Origin of the sequence: Bradyrhizobium sp. SBR1B, from assembly GCF_014198205.1 — a bacterium.
GTDB lineage: Bacteria > Pseudomonadota > Alphaproteobacteria > Rhizobiales > Xanthobacteraceae > Bradyrhizobium.
Genome location: NZ_JACIHC010000020.1, coordinates 62,536 through 83,621, shown reverse-complemented (window position 1 = coordinate 83,621; position 21,086 = coordinate 62,536). Strand labels below are relative to the sequence as shown.

Here is a 21,086-nt window from a genome sequence, read left to right as displayed (position 1 = left end):
CAATGTTTCCCCTGAGAAGACGCCGGGCGCGATGCCGGCAAATGGGCATGAATTCCAATACGCCGGCTTCTTGATCGTTCCGCAGTGCAGCATGAATCAGCTAGGCGGCCGGTTCCCGACATTCAAGCGGGAGAGTCGCGGGGCGACAATAGGCCCGCGCGTTAATGCTAACGTCCGTGACGCAAAAGTCACAGCAATCGGAGCAGGTATTCTACGGAGTAGAGCACCAGCCCGGCGAGCCCACCGATCAGCGAACCGTTGAAGCGGATGTATTGCAGGTCGCGCCCGATGTTGATTTCGATCAGCGAAATCAACTGCGCCATGTCCCACGCCTTGACCTGGTCGGAGATGAAGATGGAGACGCCGCTTTTCTGGTCGGCGACGAAGCTGCGCAGCACCGTTACCAGCCCCTTGTTGATCTCGCCGCGCAGCTCGGCATCGCCCGCGAGCGCTTCTCCTGCGGCGACGAACATGCCGGCGAGATGATGCTGCAGCACCTGCGTCTCGCCGCTCGCGCTGCGCTCGATGAAAGAGCGCGTGTTGGCCCAGACGGTGCGGGCGAGATCGGCAAGCTCGGGCCGCGCAAGCAGATCGCGCTTCAGCCCGTCGATCCGGTCGATATAGGCCTGATCGGTGCCGAGCCGGTCGACGAAGCTCAGCACCATGCGATCGAACTCGCCGCGGAACGGATGTTTGGGATCGCTGCGCACTTCATTGAAGAAGGCGGTGGCGGACGCCACGATCTTGTTCACCAGAAACTTGTCCGCGCGATAGAGCCGCAGCAGGGTTGGCAATTCCGCGCGCACTTTCTCCCGGATCATCCCCATCGTCTCTTTCTGGTTCAGCGTCTCGTGCATCACGCGCAGGAGATCGTCGAACAGGATCTGATGGCGTCCCTCCGCCACGAAGCCGCGCAACGTGCCGGCCGCGAGCGGGGCGAGGTCGATGGCCTGGAGCTGCGAAGACATGCGGCGGATGATGAAGGTCATCAGGCCCGAGCTCTCCGTCGCCGAGACGGCTTCCGGCAACAGGCGGAGCGCGAAGCGCGCGAGATCGTCGCTGCGCTTGCGGTCGCGCAGCCAGTCGGCGACGAAGGAGCCGAAATCGATCTCCTTCAGCTTGGCCTCGACCGGACCGGCCTCGAGGAAATGCACCTGGATGAATTCGCCGAGCTTGTCGGCGATCCGGGCCTGGTTGCTCTGGATGATCGCGGTATGCGGGATCGGCAGGCCGAGCGGCCGCTTGAACAGCGCGACCACGGCATACCAGTCGGCAAGCCCGCCGATGGTCGCGGCTTCCGCGAAGGCGGCGATGAAGCCGAACACGGGATGCACCGGCAGCAGCCATTTCGCGACGATGAAGAGCAGAAGCGTCGCGGCCAAGACCAGCGTCGCCAGCGCCTTCACGCGGCGCAGCTCGGCCGCGCGTTCGGCATCGCCGGGAGTGTCGAAGGAGAAGGTGGCGGGTGCATTCATGACGGATGGGAGATTACGTCATTCCGGGGCGATGCGAAGCATCGAACTATGGTGCGCTCTTGCGCACCTGAGAAGCTCGAGATTCTCTGGTGCGCAATTGCGCACCAGAGTTCGCCCTTCGGGCGCCCCGGAATGACGGTCAGTCACAATGACGACAGCGCAGAAACAAAAGGCCCGCCGAAGCGGGCCTCAAATTTCAGTTTTCACTCAGGGCGCCGGATCAGGCGGTCTTGTTGTAGACCTTGGCAAAATTGTCCTGAGCGGACTTCGCACCGTTGGCGGCGAGCTGGCCGAAATAGTCGGCGGTCGCCTTGGCACGCGAGACGAACACTTCGCCGCGGGCGCGGAGCAGGCTCGACTGGATCTCGACGGCTTCGCTGACCGACTTGGCGGAAGCAAGCTTGTCGATGCCGGCGAAGAACGCCTGGGCGTCGTCATAGATCGCCTGCTGGATGTTGCGGCTGATCTTGCCGGCCTCAGCGACGGATTCGGTCACCGCGTTCTCGACGGCGGCGGTCACGCGCTCGGAGCCTGCGAAGGCCTCGGCAGCACGATCCTTGGCGGTGTTGGCGGTCTTCTTGACGAACTCGCGGGCGGCCTCGGGAACTTCCAGATTCTGGATGTTCTTGAAAGCGTCCTTGAAGCCCTCGAAAGCGGTGTTGGTTTCAGTGGTCATGGGGTTCTCTCCATCCTCATTGGTTTGAGCTATGGGCTCACCCCGTCCGCATTGGCCCGGGGCACGGCTTATATGGCATAGTTAATTGTGCGATGCAATATTCATATTGCACTGCGATATCACGAAACTGTGAACAGCCTTAACGGGCGGCAATCTGATGCCTCCCTGGCCAAGCGGGTTCCCTAGAGTGGTCGGACCGCGGTGGCTGGACGGCGGTCCTAGTGCTGGACGGCGCCTGGCAGCCCGTAGGCCTCCATCTGGGCCTGGACCTGCGCGATGTTGTGGCCGAGCACGACGATGTCGTGGGTCTTGCCGTTGACGTCCCGGACATGGTCGCGCAGCAGCGCTTCGGCCTTGAAACCGAGGCTCTCGAACACGGCGATCGCAGCCTGCTGGTCGACCGTCATCTGAACCGAAAGTTTCTCCAGGCCCGCGCCGAGCGCGAGCGCGAAGGTCTCCTGCGACAGCGCCCGCCCTACCCCCTTCCCGCGAACGTCGAGCGAGACGACCATGCGGATCTCGCCGACATGGGGTGACCAGGAGTGCGGATCGCGCACCAGCGTGCCGCAGCCGACGACCTTACCGTCCCTAACCGCAAGCAGGCTCGTAATCGCGCCACGCTCGATCTCCTTGACCCAGGCCGACAGCACCTTCGGTTCGCTGATATTGCGCGGCAAAAACAGCAAATCGTGGGTCGGCAGGCCTTTGCCGAAGGCGAGCACCGCGGCTTCATCCGCGGGCGACATCAGGCGAATCTCGATATCGCCGGCGTCGGTCTTGACGTGGCGCGGATACGAACGCTGCTCGCTCATGTCGATCTCTTCCCTAGCCAGGAATCCAGTTTCGGCCATAGCCGCTTGACGGCGTTGGCTCCTGCGACGAGCGAGACGTGACCGCCCTTCAGCATCACCTCTTCCTTGTCCGCAGAACCAATCTTCGCGATCAGGTGCTTGGCGGCCTCATACGGCATGATGTGATCGTGCTCGGCCACCGCATGCAGGATCGGCACCTTGATATTGTCGAGCTTCGCAGGCCGGCCGCCGACCGACATGGTGTCGTTGAACAGCTTGTTGTCCCACATCAGGTCCTTGGTGATGGCGCGGAAATACTCGCCAGCCAGCGGCAGTGTGTCGGTCGCCCAGCGGTCGAACATGCGGTACGACTTGACGAATTCGTCGTTCCAGATGTTTTCCCAGAGCTGGATCTGGCTGACCGTGCGCGAGGCCGGACGCAACATCTCGAACGAGGACAGGATCATCTCCGGCGGCACGTTGCCGACACTGTCGACGAGATGGTCGACGTCGAAATAGCGACGGTCGGAGAAGTTCGAGAACAGCTTCATCTCTCGGAAGTCGATCGGCGTGGTGAAGCAGATCAAATTCTTCATCGGCCCGTCCTTGTGGATCGCGCCGTAGAGCAGCGACAGCACGCCGCCGAAGCAATAGCCGATGACCGAGACGTCCTGCTCGCCGGAATCGGCTTGCACCCGGCGGACGCAATCCGGGATGAAGTCGAGGACATAGTCCTCCATCCGCAGGCTCTTCTCCTCCGGCCGTGGCGCGCTCCAGTCGAGCATATAGACGTCGTAACCGCGCTTGAGCAGGAATTCGATAAAGCTCTGGCCGGGCACGAGGTCGAGGATGTAGCCGCGGTTGGTGGTCGCCATCACGATCAGCACCGGCACACGGTAGATCTCGTCCGACATCGGCCGATAGTGATAGAGGCTCATCGTGCCGCGCGAATGCAGCACATCCTTAGGCGTCGATCCAAGTGACGGCCCCGAGGTCGAGAAATATTCGACGCCCTTGATGCTGCGCTGGATGGCGCGCTGCACCTCGGATTGGATGCGTTCCGGGATAGATGCGAAATCAAGTCCGGGAGCTGCATTCATGCCTGCTCTCCGCCCTCAGACGGCGGACGCTTGGTGCGTGGCGGCCGCAATGCGGAATCGGCCCCCTGAGACACGCCGGCACTTGCAGCCATCTGACTCAGCAGCGACTTGATCTCACCGATCTGGCCTTCGATAGCTTGCAGCCTTTCGGCAAGGCCTGTGACCTGCTCCCGGCTCGGCAGGTTCATGGAGACCAGATACTTCTCCATGAGTTCGCCGAGTTGCTTCTGAGCACCTGCAGCAACTCCCCCCGCACGGTTCATCGCCTGCGAAAACTCGGGTGACGACATGGCCTGGTTGGCGAAGGAGTTGAACCCCTTCTCCATCTCACCGACCATCTTTTGCCACATGGCGACCGGGTCATTGGTCTTGTCGGTCATCGGCGTCCTCCAGATGTCGAGAGCTTCGATGCCCTTCTTTTTCCGCCATACCACACCGTTGCGCCGTGCCGGTCAACCGGCAAGCAGCGGCTCGGTGCCGCGTGCGGCTTTCATTGCAACGGGAAACCGTGCGATACAGCATCAGTCAAACGCTTGAGGGAACGCCTGTGACGACCCATCAGCCGCCCCAGACCGTCCGCGCCAACAGCATCGACATCTGCTACGAGATTTTTGGCAACGACAATGCCGAGCCGCTGCTGCTGATCATGGGATTAGGCGCCCAGATGATCCATTGGGACGATGCGTTCTGCGAGCAGCTTGCCGCACGCGGCTTCCGCGTGATCCGCTTCGACAATCGCGACATCGGCAAGTCGAGCCATCTGACGGGCGGCAAGCGGTTGACGCCACTCGAGCTGCTCAAGCTACGCTTCTTCAGGATTCCCGTCGCCGCGACTTACAAGCTGATCGACATGGCGAAAGACACGGTCGGGCTGATGGACGCGCTCGGCATCAAGTCGGCGCATCTTGTCGGTGCGTCCATGGGCGGAATGATCGCGCAGGAGGTGACGCTGTCGTTCCCGCAGCGCGTGCGCTCGCTGACCTCGATCATGTCGACGACAGGCAATCCGCGCGTGCCGCCGCCGACGCGCGAGGCCGCCGCAATGCTGATGGCTCCGCCGCCGCGCAGCAAGGAAGAGTTCATCGTCCGCTACGGCCAAACCTGGAAGGTGCTGCGCGCCGGACATTTTCCGGAGGAGGAAGCGCTCGATCCTGAACGCGCCGAGCGCGTGTTCGCGCGCGGGCTCAATCCAGCCGGCGTCGGCCGCCAGCTCCGCGCCGTGCTGGCGTCCGGCAGTCGCAAGGAAAGGCTGCACGCCGTGCAGGCGCCGACGCTGGTCATTCACGGCACCGTCGACCCGCTGGTGCGGCCCGAGGGCGGCAAGGACACGGCGGCGTCAATCCCGAACGCAAAACTGTTGATGATCGAGGGCATGGGCCACGCGCTGCCGATGCGGTTCTGGCCCGAGATCATTGGCGCCATCGACAAGCACGCGCATGGCGCGGCCGCGCAGGCGGCTTAACTCTTCCTCGCCATCCAGATTACGTGGCGCGCGCCGCCGCCTCTGCCGGTGGCGCGGACGGCGACTTCATTGACGTCGAAGCCCGCGCGCTTAAGGCGCTTGGTGAAGGCGGGATTGGGTCCCGACGACCAGACGGCGAGCACGCCGCCCGGCCGCAGTGCTGTCTTCGCCGCCGCCAGCCCGCTTGCGCTGTAGAGCGCATCATTGCCTTTGCGGGTCAGCCCCTCGGGGCCGTTGTCGACGTCAAGCAGGATAGCGTCGAAGGCCGCGCTCTTGGCACGGATGACTTCGCCGACATCGGTTTCCCGGATGCTGACCCTGGCATCATCGAGGCTATCGCCGAAGACCTCCGCCATCGGTCCACGTGCCCAGGTGACCACCGCAGGCACGAGCTCGGAGACCACGATTTTCGCCTTGGCGCCAAGCACCGCCAGCGCTGCACGCAGCGTAAAGCCCATGCCGAGGCCGCCGATCAGGACGACGGGTTTTGCGACCGTCTCGATCTGCTTCGCCGCGAGCGTTGCGAGCGCGGCCTCCGAGCCCGACAGGCGGTTGTTCATCAGCTCGTTGGTGCCGAGCTTGATGGAAAACTCCTTGCCCCGCCGCATCAAGCGGAGCTCCTCGTCGGAGCCGGGGATCTTGGCGGTATCGATTTTTTCCCAAGGAATCATGAGGGACGTTTAGCATGATCGGGCGAACAATCACCCACCCGCCCAGACGTCCAGCACATACCGGTTCTTCGTCCCCATCTCCTCGATCCAGCGCGCAGCTGCGGCCGCGTCGCTGCCGCTGTTCTCGCGATGGATCGCGACCAGTGCCGCCTTCACGTCCGGCTCCATCTTGCCGCCGTCGCCGCAGACATAGATGATCGCGCCCTGCCCGATCAGCGGCCAGACCTTGTCCTTCTGCGCGGCGAGCAGGTGCTGCACATAGGTCTTCGGTCCGTCCGCGCGCGAGAACGCCGTGAAGAGTTCCGTGATGCCGCTCGCCGCCAGCGCCTTCAGCTCGTCCGCGTAGAGAAAATCCTGATCGGGATGGCGGCAGCCGAAAAACAGCATCGCGGGTCCGAGGGTGGCGCCTTTCGCCTTGCGCGCCGCCCGCTCCTGAAGGAAGCCGCGGAACGGCGCGAGGCCCGTGCCGGGGCCGATCATGATGATGGGCACCGAGGGATCGTCGGGAAGCCGGAAGCCGGCCTTGGTCTCGCGTACGGTGGCGTAGATCGCATCGCCCGCGCGACGGTTGGCGAGGTAGTTCGAGCAGATGCCCTTGTAGGTGCCGCGGCCGGAGGCGGCCGGCCCTTCGACGACGCCGACCGTGACGCTGCAGCGCGCCGGGTCGACCGACGGCGAGGACGAGATCGAGTAATAACGCGGCGCCAGCAGCGAAAGCATTTCCAGATAGACATGGAACGGCAATTCGCAGGCGGGATATTCGAGCAGCAGATCGAACACCGATTTGCGACTGGTTAGAATCTCGCTGCGGTAACGCTCGAGCGGCTCAGGCTCCTCGCCGACGAAGGCGAGCAGCTTCGGCTTGGTGACCGGGCACCGGGTGTGCTCGGCCATGATCTGGATCTGCTTGCGCGTCGCGACCTGCTGCAGCTCGACGAACTCGCTGAGCAGGCGGCCGACCGACACGGCATCCCCTACCGGCAATTGCGCACGGCGGCCCTCGGCGACCTGAAGCCTGATCTGGTCGGCGGGCAGAAAGCCGAAGCGGCGGGCGACCGAATCCACCAGGGTCGGATCGTTGCGTGGCACGACACTCAAATGATCGCCGACGCGGTAGGCGACGTTGGACGGCAGCTGCACCTCGATGTGGCGCGTCGAACGCTCGGATGGATTGGATCCGCCCTTGTTCTGAAGCTCGTCGTTGGCGAGCACCTTCATTGCGACAGCACCGCCCTGGGCGACGATGGTGTTGACGGCTGTGACCGCTACCGGCTCGATCGCATAGAGCGGATCATCTTCGGCAGTGCGGGTGAAATTCCAGTCGATGCCGAACTCCTTCGTCGCGACCTGGGCCGCCGCCGGGAACCATTTCTGGAACTGGCCGTCGAGATCGCTGCGCGCATCGCCCTCGCCGCGCGGATAAACCGCGCGCGCACCATGCGACGACAATTGCTCGTCAATCAGGCGCGGCACCGATTGATAGGTCGCAGCCCAGTCGCTGTTGCCGCAGCCGAACACGGCGTAGCGCACGCCGGCGAAGGCATCTTTCGGCAGATCGCCGCCGAGCCATTTGACGAACTGCGTCGCGTTGTCAGGCGGCGCGCCGTTGTAGGACGCGCAGATGATCAGAACGCCGCCCTCCTGCGGCAGCTTTCCGACGTAATCGTCGAGCGGGCCGAGATGCACGGCAAAGCCGTTGATCTCGGCGAGATCAGCCATGCGCGTCGCGAGTTCCTCGGCGGTGCCGAGATTGGAGCCGTAAAGCACCAGCATCGGCGTGTTATGGCCGGGCCGGGCCGTCGGCTGGCGCGCCGCCTTCGGCGCCGAGGACATAGCCGCGATGGGCCCGCCATAGGCGCCACGCTCGCGATCGGCGCGCGGACGCACCTTGATCTTGAAGCCTTCCGGCTTCATCGTCAGAGTTTCCTTCAGATGCATCTGATAGCGCTGGTGATCGATCAGCTTGAAGCGCTGCAGGATCATGCCGAGCGCGAGCGCGGCCTCGTGCATGGCAAAGCCGCGGCCGATGCAGGCGCGCTGGCCGTTGCCGAACGGTTTCCAGGCATTGACCGGCCGCTTGGCCTCCGCCTCACGGCTGAAATTCTCGGGATCGAAGGCGTCCGGATTCGGTCCCCAGACGCTGGGATCGCGATGCAGCGCCGTCACCAGGATGGTGGTGAAGGTGCCCTTCCGGAGCTTGTACTTGCCGCCGCCGAGCGTCTCGTCCTTCAGCGGCGAGATGCCATAGGCCGGCGCCGGCGGCCACAGCCGCAGCGCCTCTTTCAGAATCTGCGTGATGTAGGTGAGCTGCGTCACCTGCTGGTAGGTCGGCTTCGCGTTGACGTCGGGGCCGAAGACACGATCGACCTCGTCATAGGCCTTCTTGAGGATGTCCGCGTGCTTGAGCAGCGCATAGAGCGTGTAGGACAACAGGCCGCTGGTGGTCTCATGGCCCGCGATCAGGAACGTGTTGATCTGGTAGCGGATGTTGACATCGTCGAGCTGCTCGCCGGTCGAACGGTCGACGCCAGTCATCATCGCGGCGAGCATGTCCTTCTTGTCGTCGATCCCCTCCGCGCTCTTGCGCCGCTCGGCGATGATCTCGTCGACCATCTTGTTCATGAAGGCGACGTCTTCGGCGAGCGTCTTGCGCCGCTTCTGCATCCAGAGCTGCTCGAACGGCAGGCCGCGGGTCATCATGATGGTTTCGAGCGAGCGCACCAGCGACTCGACGAAGGGATGGTAGTCGCGCCGGTAGAACGAATTGAAGCGATACTCGAAACCGCACAGGCCGATGGTGTCCAGCGTCAGCGCCGTCATGTCGTGGACGACGTCGATCTCGTCGTCGGCATTCAGCCGCTCCCACTTCTGGACAAGCTGCTCCGCGATATCGACCATGCTCGGGTGGTAGGACTGCATGGCGCGGTTGCCGAACGGCTGGAGCAGGATGTTGTGCGCCTTGCTCCAGTTCGGCTCGCGGGTGTCGGCCGTGAACAGGCCGTCGCCGCCAACCGCGCGCACGCGCCGCAGCGCGCCGCGCACCGTCTTGTCGAAACGCTTCTCATCAGACAGTTCATCGACGAGATCGTGGCCTGAGACGACCACGATCGGCGAGCCCATCATGTCGAGCCAGAAGATCGGACCGAGTTCCTTGGCGAGCCGCGTCAAATGCTGCACGGGGGCGGCCGAGTCCAGCGACAGCATGTTGCCGACCACAGGCTTGGTCGGCGGATGCGGGATTGGGTCCAGACGGTTGTTGGATGACATTGACGTGCGTTTCCCCCTGCCTTGCGTCATTCCGGGATGGTCCGAAGGACCAGACCCGGAATCTCGAGATCCCGGGTTCGATGCTATGCATCGCCCCGGGATGACGTCTGCGTCCTCACCCAAACCGCCTTCTACGCCATTCGATCAGCTTGGCGCTGACCTCTTCCGGCTTCTCCTGCTGCGTCCAATGGCCGCTGTCCTTCACCAGATACTTCTCGAGATCGGAAATCAGCTTGTCCATGCCATCGGCGGAGGACGGCGGCAGCACCGCGTCGTTCTCGGCCATGATCATCAGCGACGGCACCCGCACCGTATGATCGAGCCCTTCGGCACGCGTCCAGTTGCGCGACATGTTGCGGTACCAGTTGATGCCGCCGGTAAAGCCGGTCCGGGTGAAATTGTCGACGAACACCTTCTTCTCTTCCGGTGACAGGATGGGCGTGCGCGGATCGTGCTTCGCATCATAGGCAGCAATCATTTGCGGAAACGCCAGATTGACCCGCGGCGAAGCGCCGACGCCGGCAACCACCTCCTCTGCCGGCGCGTCGGGCGGGCGCGGCACCGGCTTGCGCATGAAAGCATCGAAGGTTTGCTCGACGCGACTGCCAAAGATCTTGTCGGGCTCACGCGCCGGATCCTGGAACTGCACGATGTACATCTTGTCGCCGAAGCGCGCGCGCAGGAGCTCAATCGGATCGGCCCAGGCGCGGTTGGTATGAGGCGTGTTGATGCCGACCACCCCCGCAACCCGCTCAATGTGGCGCAACGGCATCTGCCAGACAATGAAGCCACCCCAGTCGTGACCGACGAAGATTGCCTTGTCGATATTCAAATGATCGAGGAGCCCGACGAGGTCGCCGGTCAGGTGCTCGATGTCGTAAGCCTCGACCGGCTCGGGCCGGTCGGTCGCGCCATAACCGCGTTGGTCGGGCGCGATCACGCGGATGCCGGCCTCGCTCAGCGCCTTGATCTGGTGACGCCAGGAGAAGGCGAGCTCGGGCCAGCCGTGGCACAGCACCATCGGCGGCATGTCGGTGTTCGGGCCAGCTTCGTAATAGCCCATGCGGATTCCGTTCGTCTGCACGAACTTGAGCGGTGGCATTTCAATCATCGAACCATTCCTACTCAGCGGCACCCTTGATGTCGGTCGCCGGCGGCGCGTAGGCCGCCTCCAGCGCGGCGAACTCCTCCGGCAGCATGTCGCACATCACCTGCACATGCGGAATGATGTTGGCGCCGACGATGAAGCCGAAATCGAGCTGGTCGCGATAGCTCTGCACGGTGATGTTGAGCGCCTGCCCGTGCGTCGAGATCGACACCGGGAAAATGTGCAACAGCTCCGCGCCGGCAGCGTAGAGCGTCTGCCGCGGCCCCGGCACGTTGGACACCGTGATGTTCGCGGCCGGCGGCAGCACGTCCGACAGGTTCGAGCGGCTGTAGAGCAGCGCCAGGATCTGCACCATGATCGGCGCGCCGAGCATCGAGATGTTGGAGACCTGGGGCATCAGCGCGCGCAAGGGGTGCGACATCTCCTTGGACTTGCTCGATTGCGCGATGATGGCTTCGAGCCGCGCCTTGGGATCGTCGATGTTGGTCGCGATCGCGCAGATCATGCCGAACACCTGGTTGTTGGCCTCGGTGTTGCCCTCCTCGCGCAGCGAGATCGGCACCGCCGCGGTCAGCGATTTCGCCGGCAGCGTGCTGTACTCCTTCAGGTAACGCCGGACCACGCCGGAGGCGAGCGCCAACACGACGTCGTTGAGCTTGCCGCCGGCCTGCTTGGCCAGCGCCTTTGCCCGCGACAGCGGGATCGAGACGCCGGCGAAGCTTCGCTCCGAGGAGATGGTCTTGTTGAGCATGGTCGGCGGCGACACCATGCTGGCGAGACTCTCGCGCGACTTCGGATCGGCGACCTTGCCAAGCACCTCGGAGACGCTCTTGACCATGGTCGGGATATTGCCGGCAAAGCGCACCGCGCTCTCGATCTGGTACATCGCATTGTCGAACAGGATCGAGCCGATGTCGCTCTTGCCGGTGCGCGGCAATTGCAGATTCTGGGCGGCCTTGCCCGCGTCGAGTGGCTGGTTGAACAGCTGCTGATAGGAATCGAGCAGGTTGGCGGCGATGTCACGCGGCTCCTGTCCAGGCTTGGATCCCGCGGCCGGCGGATCGACCTTCCGCGGGATCGGCGAGATGTCGTAGATCATGTTGGTCAGGGCGGCACCGGCACCGCCGTCGATCGCGGCATGGTGCATCTTCGAATAGAGCCCGACCTCGTTGTCCTTCATGCCCTCGAACACGTAGAACTCCCAGAGCGGGCGAGCCCGGTTCAAGAGCTTGGCGTGCATCCAGCCGACGATGCGCTCCAGCGTGGCGCGGTCGCGCGGCTGCGGCAGGCTGGCGCGGAAGATGTGGCGGTCGATGTCGAACTGATCGTCCTCGACCCAGGAGGGATGATCGATGTCGAGCGGCGCCTTTTCCAGCCGCGCCTTGAGGATCGGCGCGATGTGCAGGCGCGACACGATCATCGCCTTGAAGTCTTCGAAGAAGTCGCCCTTGTAGTCGTCGGGCAGGCGAAAGATCGCCATGCTCCCGACATGCATCGGCATCTCCGGCGTTTCCAGATAGAGAAACGACGCGTCCAGCGACGACAGCTTCTTACCGTCAGCCATAGTTCCCTCCCGCAAGATTTGACGGGCGCCTTGGCCGGCGCTTCTCGTCAGGCCGATACTGCCTGTTCCGGCGGGGCATATGCAATGGCAAACGGCCCGGCCCGGTCAAATGGCGAGAATTCCCCTTCCGGCTGCGCCAGGCGGTCGGCCACGGCCCACAGCGCCGCAGGGTTCACCCCGAGCCCGATATGGCTCGCCAGATGCACCTCGATGTTCTCGGCACGGTCGGAGGGACGCAGCAAGCAGGTTCGCCAGTTCACGACACCGTCGGCCCGCGAATAGATCGACGTCGCCGGCACCGGAAGATCGCCGGCGATCGCCTCGCGCAATTCGGCGAAATCCTCGACCCGCTCGCCTGACAGCGCCTCGTAGAGCCGCGTGGCGTTGGTCGCCCGCACGTCATTGGCAAAAGGGCTACCGAGCGTCACGACATAGCGGACCATGTCGGGCGCCTGGAGCGCGAGATCGCGAGCATAGACGCCGCCGAGGCTCCATCCGACCAGGCTGACCTTGCGTCCGCTCGCAGCATGGATTTCGGCCAGACGGGTGCGCAGCGACTGGCGCATCCGCCCCAGCCCGCCGAGATTGCGGCCCATCCGCCAGGCATGTGCCTCATAGCCGAGCTCGGCGAGATAGCGCCGCATCGGGGCCATCGAGAGGTCGCTGGCCAGAAAGCCCGGCAGCGCCAGCACCGGATGACCGTCACCCCTGGGCGCGCGCATCAGGACTGGCGACAGCAGCAGGCTCGCATTGAATTCGAACAGGCCGCGCGCTTCTGCAAGCAGCAGGGCAAGGCCCGGCGGACGGAGCCCGCCCGGCGCCTGCCGCCCGTCCGGCCCGGACGGCATTATTTCTTCTTGTCGCTGCTGCGCGTGCCGCCGAGGCCCGCCATCGTGACGAACATGTCCTGAAACCGCTCGGCGATCTTGGGATCGAAGGTGAACCAGCTCTGGATCAGCGATTCCGGCGAGACCTTCTCGATGTTGCTGAGCACCTGCTGCTGCAGCTTGTCCATCACCGCCGTCTGCATCGGCCCCACGTCAGGCAAACCGAAGAACTGGCGGGCCTCGAGGGGGGTGCAGTCGATTTCGATATTAACTTTCATGTCCCCTCCGGATGAGATTCGAGCGGCCTGTCGGCAGTATCGCCGCGAGTTGTGGTGCGACGCAAGCGACCTGATGCAGGCGCGACATGCCCCGTCCCGCAATCGGCCGATATAGTCAACCAAAGTCGAAAGACGCGGTCCTCCATGCCAGGCGGCACGGTCAGCATTGCTGCACAGCGGTGCAACTTGGCGCGTTCCTTGCTGGAATGGCGCTTGCACCGGTCGAGAACTCTGGGCAACATGGATCAATCAGCCCTGCCGAACAATCAAAAATCATCGGCACGGTAGAGTGGAGAGGGTCAAGAATGTCAGTCGGTCGAAGTCTGTTTGCGGCGACGCTCGCCGGTACGCTTGCGTTGACGGTCGCGCCGGCGTCGAGCCAGACGCTGCGTTATGCCAACCAGGGTGACCTGAAATCCCTTGATCCCTATACGCTCAACGAAAGCACCACCCACGCCCATCTCGGTCACGTCTATCAAGGCCTCACCGCGCGCGACAAGGACCTCAAGATCATTCCGGCGCTGGCGGAAAGCTGGGAAACCCCGGAGCCGACCCGCTGGCGCTTCCATTTGCGCAAAGGCGTGAAATTCCACAACGGTGACCCCTTCACCGCCGACGACGTGGTGTTCTCCGCCGATCGCGTCCGCAAGAAAGGGTCCAATATGCAGACCCGCCTTGCGCCCGACGTCAAGGTCGTCAAGGTCGACGACTACACCGTCGACTTCGTGCTGCCATCGCCCAATCCCATCCTGCATAATTCGTGGGATGTCTGGTACATCATGGACAAGAAATGGGCCGAGGAGAACAACGTCGTCGATCCGACGCCGGTGGCGGCGACCACGCCGAGCTATGCCTCTCTCCACGAGAACGGCACCGGTCCGTTCACCATCGAAAGCCATCAGCCCGGCGTGAAGACGGTTTTCAAGGCCAACCCCAATTACTGGGGCAAGGTCGAGGGTAACCTGAAGGAGATCGTCTTCACCCCGATCGCTTCGGACGCAACCCGCGTCGCTGCGCTGCTCTCAGGCGAAGTCGACGTCATCGAGCCGGTGCCGATCCAGGACATCTCCCGCGTCGATTCCAGCCCGAACGCCCAGGTGCTGAAGGGGCCAGAGCTGCGCACCATCTTCATCGGCTTCGATCAGATGCGCGATGAGCTGCTCTACTCCAACATCAAGGGCAAGAACCCGTTCAAGGACGTCCGCGTCCGCGAGGCCTTCTACAAGGCGATCGACATCGAGCTGATCAAGAAGCGCGTGATGCGCGAGCTGTCGACGCCGTCGGCGCTGATGATCGCTCCGGAGTTGTTCGCACTGTCCAAGGAGTTCACGCGGCCGAAATTCGACCCTGATGGAGCCAAGAAGCTCCTGACCGAAGCCGGCTATCCCGATGGCTTCGAGGTCACGATGGATTGTCCGAACGACCGTTACGTCAACGATGCCGCGATCTGCCAGGCCGTCGTCGGCATGCTGGCCCGCATCGGCGTCAAGATCAACCTGCTGGCGCAGCCGAAGGCGCAGTACTTCGCCAAGGTGTTGAAGCAGGGCGGCTACCAGACCTCGTTCTACCTCCTGGGCTGGACCCCGAGCACGATGGACTCCCACAACGTGCTCTACGACATCATGGGCTGCCGCGACGATGCGAAATCCTCACGCGGCGAGGCCAATCTCGGCGGCTACTGCAACAAGGAGTTCGACGCCATCACCGACAAGGTGCTGGTCGAAACCGATACTGCCAAGCGCAACCAGCTGATCAAGCAGGCCTACGAAATCGGCAACAAGGACTGGTCCTACATCCCGCTGCACCAGCAGGCGCTGGCCTGGGGCGTGTCGAAGAAGGTCAACCTGCCGCAGCGCGCCGACAATCTGGTCATGTTCCATTGGGCGACCAAGAAGGAATAGCGCCAGTTGAACACGAGGTCCCGGCGGCGTCAGGCATCCGGGACCTTTCCTTTTCCGGCTGACAAAGACGTCGACCGCACGCACACCCAAGGATAGTGGAAGGCATGCTCGCTTTCACTCTTCGCCGCGCCGTTCAGGCCATCGGCGTCATGTTCGCCGTCGGCATAATCGCCTTCTCGATGTTCCGTTTCGCAGGCGACCCCGTCAACCAGATCGTCTCGATCGACACGTCGGCGGCCGAACGCGAAGCCGTGCGCAAGTCGCTCGGGCTGGACGATCCCGTGCCCGTGCAGTTCGTGCGTTATTTCGCCGACGCCGCGCAATTCAAGTTCGGCGTCTCCTACCAGTTCCGCCAGCCGGTCTCGACCCTGTTGATGGAACGTATGCCGGCCACGCTGGAACTTGCGATCTGCGCCACCGTGTTTGCAATGGTGTTCGGCATTCTGATGGGCGTCTATTCGGCGCTGAGGCGCGACACCATGCTCGCCAAATTATTCCAGGCGGTTTCGCTGATCGGCATCTCATTGCCGACTTTCCTGATCGGAATTCTCCTGATCTATCTGTTCGCGGTGACATTGGGCTGGTTGCCCTCGTTCGGCCGCGGCGAGGTGGTCAAGCTCGGCTGGTGGAGCACGGGTCTGCTCACGCTGTCGGGATTGAAGGCATTGATCATGCCCTCGATCACGCTCGGCCTGTTCCAGATGACCCTGATCATGCGGCTGGTGCGTGCGGAAATGCTTGAAGTGCTGCGAACCGACTATATCCGTTTCGCCCGCGCCCGCGGGCTGACTACCCGCGCCATCCATTTCGGCCACGCGCTGAAGAACACGCTCATCCCCGTCATCACCGTCGCCGGCCTTCAGTTTGGCTCGGTTATTGCATTTTCGATCATCACCGAAACCGTGTTCCAATGGCCGGGCATGGGACTCCTGTTCGTGCAGGCCGTGCAAAACGTCGATATCCCGATCATGGCCGCCTACCTGCTGATGGTCTCGCTGATCTTCGTCACCATCAATCTGGTGGTTGACATTCTCTACACCGTGGTCGATCCGCGCCTGCGCGCGACCGTCGGCCGCGCTACATAAGGCCCCTGCATGTCCGACGCCGTCGCCTCCAATTCCGACAAGCAGAGCGCGCCGCCCGCGCATGCCGGTCGCAGCTGGCTCAGCCGCGCCCTCGACAGCGACATCTTCTATTCGTTCCGCCGCTCCAAGCTGACCATGGTGGCAGCGGCCATTACCGTGCTGCTTTTCCTGCTCGCGATCTTTGCATCCGCGCTCGCGGTGCAGAACCCGTTCGATCCTGCGCAGCTCCAGTTGATGAACTCGCGCATCTCGCCGCTCTGGACCGCCGATGGCCAAAGCCCGTTCCTGCTCGGGACCGACGAGCAGGGTCGCGACGTGTTCTCCGCCATTCTCTACGGGATGCGCATCTCGCTCGCCGTCGGCGTGGCCGGTGTGATCTTCGCCGGCGCGCTCGGCATCGCACTCGGCCTGATCGCCGGCTATTTCGGCGGCGCGGTCGATGGCGTGATCATGCGGATCGCCGACGTGCAACTGACCTTTCCCGCCATTCTGATCGCGCTGCTGGTCAATGGCATCGCGAAATCCATCCTCGGCAACCGCCTGGATGCCACCAGCATGCTGGTGGTGCTGGTGATCTCGATCGGCCTGAGTTTCTGGGTCGGGTATGCAAGGACGGTGCGCGGCTCCGTGATGGTCGAGAAAAACAAGGATTACGTGGCCGCCGCGCAGCTGATCGGCCTGCCCGCGCCCAAGATCATGCTGCGGCACGTGCTGCCGAACACGATGGGCCCGATCCTGGTCATCGCCACCATCAACCTCGCGCTGGCCATCATCACCGAGGCGACGCTGTCCTTCCTCGGTGTCGGCCTGCCCGACACCATGCCCTCGCTGGGCACGCTGATCCGCATCGGCAACAATTATCTGTTCGCGGGCGAATGGTGGATCGTTGCATTCCCCGGCCTCGCCCTGGCCGGGCTGATCCTGTCGATCAACCTGCTCGGCGACTGGCTGCGCGATGCGCTCAACCCGAAGCTCCGATGAGCAAAACCTCGACAAGAGCGCCTCACTCATGACCGAGCCCATCCTCTCCGTCCGCAACCTTCAGGTGGAGTTCGCCTCCCGCCGCGGCACGCTGCGCGCCATCGACGGCGTCTCCTTCGACATCGCCAAGGGCGAAGTGCTGGGCGTTGTCGGCGAATCCGGCGCCGGCAAATCCGTCACCGGCCTCGCCGTGATCGGCCTGATCGACCCGCCGGGCCGCATCGCCGGCGGCGAGATTCATCTCGCCGGCCTGCGCATCGACAATCTGCCGCCCGAGGAGATGCGCCGCATCCGTGGCAAACGGATCGGCATGATTTTCCAGGACCCCCTCACCTCGCTCAATCCGCTCTATCGGGTCGGCGACCAGATCATCGAGACGATCCGAACCCACCTGAATCTCTCCGAGACGGCCGCCCGCCGCCGCGCCATCGACCTGCTTGCCGAGGTCGGCATTCCCGCGCCGGAAAAGCGCATCGACGGCTACCCGCACGAATTCTCCGGCGGCATGCGCCAGCGCGTCGTGATTGCGCTCGCAATCTGCGCCGAGCCCGAGCTGATCATCGCGGACGAGCCGACCACCGCGCTCGACGTTTCCGTGCAGGCGCAGATCATCTCGCTGATCAAGCGGCTCGGCCGCGACCACGGCACCGCCGTGATGCTGGTGACGCACGACATGGGCGTGATCGCGGAGACCTCCGACCGCGTCGCCGTGATGTATGCCGGCCGTGTCGCCGAGATCGGTCCGGTGCAGGATGTCGTGAAGAATCCGCTGCATCCCTATGCCAAGGGCTTGATGGGCGCGATCCCGACGCTGGCCGGCGACGACAAGCGTCTCATGCAGATTCCTGGCTCGATGCCGCGGCTGTCGGCGATCCCGCGCGGCTGCTCGTTCAACCCGCGCTGCGCGTTCGTGTTCGATCGCTGTCGTGTCGATCGACCCGAGCCGCTGCCGCGCGGTGCGCAATCGGTCGCCTGCCATCTCTATGACAGCGTGCCGGCGGAGAGCGCGGCATGAGCGCTTCCTTCGTCCAGGCTACAAATCTGCGCCGGGTGTTCGACGTCTCGAAACCCTGGCTCAACCGCGTGCTCGAAGGCGGCCATCTCGAATATCTCAAGGCGGTCGATCACGTCACCTTCGATATCAGGAAGGGCGAGACCTTTGCGCTGGTCGGCGAGTCCGGCTCGGGCAAGACCACGGTGGCGCGGATGGTCGTCGGCCTGCTGCCGCCGAGCTCCGGCGATGTCTTGATCGACGGCGTCTCGATGACCGATCCGCGGCAGGCGCCGGCGCGCCGAAAGCTGCGCCGCCGCATCCAGATGATCTTCCAGGATCCCTATGCGAGCCTGAACCCGCGCTTCCGCGTCGATGCCATCATCTCCGAGCCGATCCGCGCCTTCGACCTGATCCAGGGTGAGCGCGACATCCAGGCGCGCGTCGGCGAGCTGCTCAGCCTGGTCGGCCTGCATCCCGACGATCGGTTGAAATTTCCGCACGAATTCTCCGGCGGCCAGCGCCAGCGCATCGCGATCGCCCGGGCGCTCGCATCGGATGCCGAGTTCATCGTCTGCGACGAGCCGACTTCGGCGCTCGACGTCTCCGTGCAGGCGCAGATCCTGAACCTGATGCGCGACCTGCAGGACAAGTTCGGTCTGACCTACATGTTCATCAGCCACAACCTTGCCGTGGTCCGCCACATGGCGAGCCGCGTCGGCGTGATGTATCTCGGCCGCATCGTCGAGATCGCGGAAGGACGCGAGCTGTTCGCCCGTCCGCGTATGCCCTACACCAAGATGCTGCTGGGTGCCGTGCCCGACCTCGCCATGAGCGGCCGCCAACGCATTCCGGTGAAGGGCGAGATCCCGAACCCGATCAATCCGCCGCCCGGCTGCGCCTTCAATCCGCGCTGCCCGCTGGCGTTCGATCTCTGCCGCAAGGAGACGCCGGAACTGATTGACGGCGTCGCCTGCCACGCCGTCAACACCGCGCCGGTCCCGGCGTGACGCGCGCGTGCCATGCTGGCAGCGCATTGGCGGCGCGGCATCGCCTGTGATCAATTGCGCGCGCCGCAAATGAGGTAATCCATGGCCAGCAATGTCAATCCCGATCCCTTCACGACCCGCCCCGAGATCGAGGGCACGTTCGGGGTCGTCGCCACAACCCACTGGATCGCGACCGCCGTCGGCATGGCCATCCTGGAAAAGGGCGGCAATGCCTTCGACGCCGGCGTTGCCACCGCCTTCACGCTGCAGGTGGTCGAGCCGCATCTCAACGGCCCCGGCGGCGACGTGCCTGTCATCGTGCACGACGTGAAGCGCGGCCGCACCGAGGTGATCTGCGGCCAGGGCCCCGCCCCGGCGCGCGCCACCATCGCGCATTACAAGAGCGAAGGCCTCGACATGGTGCCCGGCACCGGCCTGCTCGCGGCCTGCGTCCCCGGCACGTTCGAATCCTGGATGATGCTGCTGCGCGACTACGGTACGATGCGCGTGCGCGACGTGCTGGAGCCCGCAATCTCCTATGCGCGCGACGGCTACCCGCTGGTGGAGCGCGCCTGCGCCACGATCCAGACCGTCGAACAATTATTCCGCAAGCATTGGCCAACGTCGGCCGCCGTCTACCTGCCGAACGGCGAGGTGCCGAAGCCCGGCACGCTCTTTACCAACAAAACGCTGGCCGCGACCTACGCACGAATTCTCAGCGAAGCCGAGAGCGGCGGCGGTGGCCGTGATGCCGAAATCGAGCGCGCGCGCAAAGCCTGGTCGCAAGGCTTCGTCGCGTCGCGGAAGCCATCGACAAATTCTGCCGGACGCAAGAGGTGATGGATGTCAGCGGTTCGCCGCATCGCGGCGTGCTCTCTGCCGACGACATGGCGCGCTGGCAACCGACGATCGAAGCGCCGCTCACCTACGACTATGGCCGCTATACCGTCTGCAAGGCCGGAGTCTGGAGCCAGGGTCCGGTGACGCTGCAACAGCTCGCGCTGCTGAAGGGCTTTGCCCTCGACGGGCTCGATCCCACCGGGCCGGAGTTCATCCATCTCCAGATCGAATGCGCAAAACTTGCCTTTGCCGATCGCGAAAAATTCTACGGCGACCCCAAGTTCAGCGAGATCCCGATCGCGACGCTGCTATCGGACGCCTATAACGACGAACGCCGCAAGCTGGTTACCGAGAAGGCTTCGCTCGATCTCCGGCCCGGCGCAATCGAGGGCTTTGGCGGCGTCGTCAAGCTGCGCCGCGCTGAAGGCCAACGCGAGGCCGTTGGCGCGCTCGGCGCCGGTGAACCAACCGTGGGGCGCTTCGGCGAGGTGCACGGCGACACCGTGCATTTCGACATCATCGACAAAGCCGGCAACATGGTATCCTCGACGCCTTCAGGGGGCTGGCTGCAATCCTCGCCTGTCATTCCCGAGCTGGGTTTCTGCCTCGGCAGCCGCGCGCAGATGTTCGATTTGGAGGAGAACCAACCGGGTTCGCTCGCGCCGGGCAAGCGGCCGCGCACGACACTGTCGCCGACCATGGCACTGCGCGACGGCGAGCCGTACCTCGCCTGGGGTTCGCCCGGCGGCGACCAGCAGGACCAGTGGATCACGCAGTTCTTCCTGCGCCATGTCCATTGCAATCTCAATCTCCAGGAGGCGATCGACGCGCCGGCTTGGCACTCCGAGCATTTCCCGATCTCGTTCTGGCCGCGTACAGCCCGCCCCGGCGTGCTCGTGGTCGAGAACCGCGTGTCCAAGGCGACGATCGAGAACCTTCGTGAGCGCGGACACATCGTGGAAGTTGGTCCCGACTGGTCCGAAGGCCGCCTCACCGCGGCCTCGCGCGTCGGCGTGCGGCGGCGCGCCGCCGCCAATCCGCGCGGCATGCAAGGTTACGCCGCGGGACGCTGAAGGCAGC

Annotated in this window: 17 protein-coding genes and 1 pseudogene; 7 read left to right on the top strand and 11 right to left on the bottom strand. The window is 64.0% G+C overall.

Going from position 1 to position 21,086, the window contains the following annotated elements:
• Nucleotides 1–188: 188 nt before the first annotated feature.
• From GGD61_RS33695 to GGD61_RS33675, 5 genes are all read right to left on the bottom strand, one after another.
• The gene (locus GGD61_RS33695; RefSeq protein WP_092259562.1) at nt 189–1,475 is read right to left on the bottom strand and encodes a DUF445 domain-containing protein; all 1,287 of its coding nucleotides are present in this window, start codon (nt 1,473–1,475) and stop codon (nt 189–191) included.
• A 220-nt stretch (nt 1,476–1,695) separates the two neighbouring features.
• The gene (locus tag GGD61_RS33690) at nt 1,696–2,151 is read right to left on the bottom strand and encodes a phasin (RefSeq protein WP_092259565.1); all 456 of its coding nucleotides are present in this window, start codon (nt 2,149–2,151) and stop codon (nt 1,696–1,698) included.
• Between the two features lie 218 nt (nt 2,152–2,369).
• Complete coding sequence (locus GGD61_RS33685; RefSeq protein ID WP_177237249.1) at nt 2,370–2,963, bottom strand: GNAT family N-acetyltransferase; 594 nt, start codon at nt 2,961–2,963, stop codon at nt 2,370–2,372.
• Nucleotides 2,960–4,042: an alpha/beta hydrolase gene (locus GGD61_RS33680; protein WP_183231917.1), complete on the bottom strand. Its 1,083-nt coding sequence runs from the start codon at nt 4,040–4,042 to the stop codon at nt 2,960–2,962. Before GGD61_RS33680 ends, GGD61_RS33685 begins: the two co-directional genes overlap by 4 nt.
• Nucleotides 4,039–4,422, bottom strand: a complete 384-nt coding sequence (locus GGD61_RS33675) for a hypothetical protein (protein ID WP_026201523.1) — start codon at nt 4,420–4,422, stop codon at nt 4,039–4,041. The genes GGD61_RS33680 and GGD61_RS33675 overlap by 4 nt, the downstream gene beginning before the upstream one ends.
• A 167-nt stretch (nt 4,423–4,589) precedes the next feature.
• Here GGD61_RS33675 and GGD61_RS33670 point away from each other — a divergent pair, with 167 nt between their 5' ends.
• Nucleotides 4,590–5,504, top strand: a complete 915-nt coding sequence (locus GGD61_RS33670) for an alpha/beta fold hydrolase (RefSeq protein WP_183231916.1) — start codon at nt 4,590–4,592, stop codon at nt 5,502–5,504.
• On the opposite strand, the gene GGD61_RS33665 is transcribed toward GGD61_RS33670, so the two are convergent.
• The 6 genes from GGD61_RS33665 to GGD61_RS33640 form a co-directional block, all read right to left on the bottom strand.
• Nucleotides 5,501–6,175 carry a spermidine synthase gene (locus GGD61_RS33665; protein ID WP_092259571.1) on the bottom strand — a complete coding sequence of 225 codons (675 nt, stop codon included), beginning with the start codon at nt 6,173–6,175 and terminating at the stop codon, nt 5,501–5,503. The genes GGD61_RS33670 and GGD61_RS33665 overlap by 4 nt on opposite strands.
• A 30-nt stretch (nt 6,176–6,205) precedes the next feature.
• Complete coding sequence (locus GGD61_RS33660) at nt 6,206–9,442, bottom strand: bifunctional cytochrome P450/NADPH--P450 reductase (RefSeq protein ID WP_092259573.1); 3,237 nt, start codon at nt 9,440–9,442, stop codon at nt 6,206–6,208.
• Between the two features lie 115 nt (nt 9,443–9,557).
• Entirely contained in the window at nt 9,558–10,553 is a 996-nt protein-coding gene (locus tag GGD61_RS33655) for an alpha/beta fold hydrolase (protein ID WP_092259575.1), read from the bottom strand.
• Nucleotides 10,554–10,563: 10 nt separating this feature from the next.
• Complete coding sequence (locus tag GGD61_RS33650) at nt 10,564–12,114, bottom strand: wax ester/triacylglycerol synthase family O-acyltransferase (RefSeq protein WP_092259577.1); 1,551 nt, start codon at nt 12,112–12,114, stop codon at nt 10,564–10,566.
• A gap of 47 nt (nt 12,115–12,161) precedes the next feature.
• Nucleotides 12,162–12,962 carry a triacylglycerol lipase gene (locus tag GGD61_RS33645; protein ID WP_092259579.1) on the bottom strand — a complete coding sequence of 267 codons (801 nt, stop codon included), beginning with the start codon at nt 12,960–12,962 and terminating at the stop codon, nt 12,162–12,164.
• Nucleotides 12,962–13,219, bottom strand: a complete 258-nt coding sequence (locus GGD61_RS33640) for a DUF6489 family protein (RefSeq protein WP_028135213.1) — start codon at nt 13,217–13,219, stop codon at nt 12,962–12,964. The genes GGD61_RS33645 and GGD61_RS33640 overlap by 1 nt, the downstream gene beginning before the upstream one ends.
• A 305-nt stretch (nt 13,220–13,524) precedes the next feature.
• Between GGD61_RS33640 and GGD61_RS33635 the strand changes: the two genes are divergently transcribed.
• The 6 genes and pseudogenes from GGD61_RS33635 (at nt 13,525) to GGD61_RS33610 (ending at nt 21,079) form a co-directional block, all read left to right on the top strand.
• Nucleotides 13,525–15,120, top strand: coding sequence for an ABC transporter substrate-binding protein (locus tag GGD61_RS33635; protein ID WP_018315572.1), 1,596 nt, complete (start codon nt 13,525–13,527; stop codon nt 15,118–15,120).
• Nucleotides 15,121–15,224: 104 nt separating this feature from the next.
• Complete coding sequence (locus GGD61_RS33630) at nt 15,225–16,205, top strand: ABC transporter permease (RefSeq protein ID WP_092259581.1); 981 nt, start codon at nt 15,225–15,227, stop codon at nt 16,203–16,205.
• Nucleotides 16,206–16,214: 9 nt separating this feature from the next.
• The gene (locus tag GGD61_RS33625; RefSeq protein ID WP_028143436.1) at nt 16,215–17,186 is read left to right on the top strand and encodes an ABC transporter permease; all 972 of its coding nucleotides are present in this window, start codon (nt 16,215–16,217) and stop codon (nt 17,184–17,186) included.
• A gap of 28 nt (nt 17,187–17,214) precedes the next feature.
• A complete protein-coding gene (locus tag GGD61_RS33620; protein WP_092259959.1) occupies nt 17,215–18,201 on the top strand; it encodes an ABC transporter ATP-binding protein in 987 nt (328 codons plus the stop codon).
• Entirely contained in the window at nt 18,198–19,187 is a 990-nt protein-coding gene (locus GGD61_RS33615) for an ABC transporter ATP-binding protein (protein WP_091953652.1), read from the top strand. Before GGD61_RS33620 ends, GGD61_RS33615 begins: the two co-directional genes overlap by 4 nt.
• 81 nt (nt 19,188–19,268) lie before the next feature.
• Nucleotides 19,269–21,079 (top strand): annotated as a pseudogene (locus tag GGD61_RS33610) (gamma-glutamyltransferase family protein).
• The last annotated feature ends 7 nt before the right edge of the window (nt 21,080–21,086 follow it).

Coding starts and splice junctions, on each gene's coding strand:
- GGD61_RS33615 (WP_091953652.1), top strand. CDS start 18,198: ATGAGCGCTTCCTTCGTCCAGGCTACAAATCTGCGCCGGGTGTTCGAC.
- GGD61_RS33660 (WP_092259573.1), bottom strand. CDS start 9,442: ATGTCATCCAACAACCGTCTGGACCCAATCCCGCATCCGCCGACCAAG.
- GGD61_RS33680 (WP_183231917.1), bottom strand. CDS start 4,042: ATGAATGCAGCTCCCGGACTTGATTTCGCATCTATCCCGGAACGCATC.
- GGD61_RS33625 (WP_028143436.1), top strand. CDS start 16,215: ATGTCCGACGCCGTCGCCTCCAATTCCGACAAGCAGAGCGCGCCGCCC.
- GGD61_RS33635 (WP_018315572.1), top strand. CDS start 13,525: ATGTCAGTCGGTCGAAGTCTGTTTGCGGCGACGCTCGCCGGTACGCTT.
- GGD61_RS33665 (WP_092259571.1), bottom strand. CDS start 6,175: ATGATTCCTTGGGAAAAAATCGATACCGCCAAGATCCCCGGCTCCGAC.
- GGD61_RS33645 (WP_092259579.1), bottom strand. CDS start 12,962: ATGCCGTCCGGGCCGGACGGGCGGCAGGCGCCGGGCGGGCTCCGTCCG.
- GGD61_RS33630 (WP_092259581.1), top strand. CDS start 15,225: ATGCTCGCTTTCACTCTTCGCCGCGCCGTTCAGGCCATCGGCGTCATG.
- GGD61_RS33640 (WP_028135213.1), bottom strand. CDS start 13,219: ATGAAAGTTAATATCGAAATCGACTGCACCCCCCTCGAGGCCCGCCAG.
- GGD61_RS33650 (WP_092259577.1), bottom strand. CDS start 12,114: ATGGCTGACGGTAAGAAGCTGTCGTCGCTGGACGCGTCGTTTCTCTAT.
- GGD61_RS33620 (WP_092259959.1), top strand. CDS start 17,215: ATGACCGAGCCCATCCTCTCCGTCCGCAACCTTCAGGTGGAGTTCGCC.
- GGD61_RS33655 (WP_092259575.1), bottom strand. CDS start 10,553: ATGATTGAAATGCCACCGCTCAAGTTCGTGCAGACGAACGGAATCCGC.
- GGD61_RS33690 (WP_092259565.1), bottom strand. CDS start 2,151: ATGACCACTGAAACCAACACCGCTTTCGAGGGCTTCAAGGACGCTTTC.
- GGD61_RS33685 (WP_177237249.1), bottom strand. CDS start 2,963: ATGAGCGAGCAGCGTTCGTATCCGCGCCACGTCAAGACCGACGCCGGC.
- GGD61_RS33675 (WP_026201523.1), bottom strand. CDS start 4,422: ATGACCGACAAGACCAATGACCCGGTCGCCATGTGGCAAAAGATGGTC.
- GGD61_RS33695 (WP_092259562.1), bottom strand. CDS start 1,475: ATGAATGCACCCGCCACCTTCTCCTTCGACACTCCCGGCGATGCCGAA.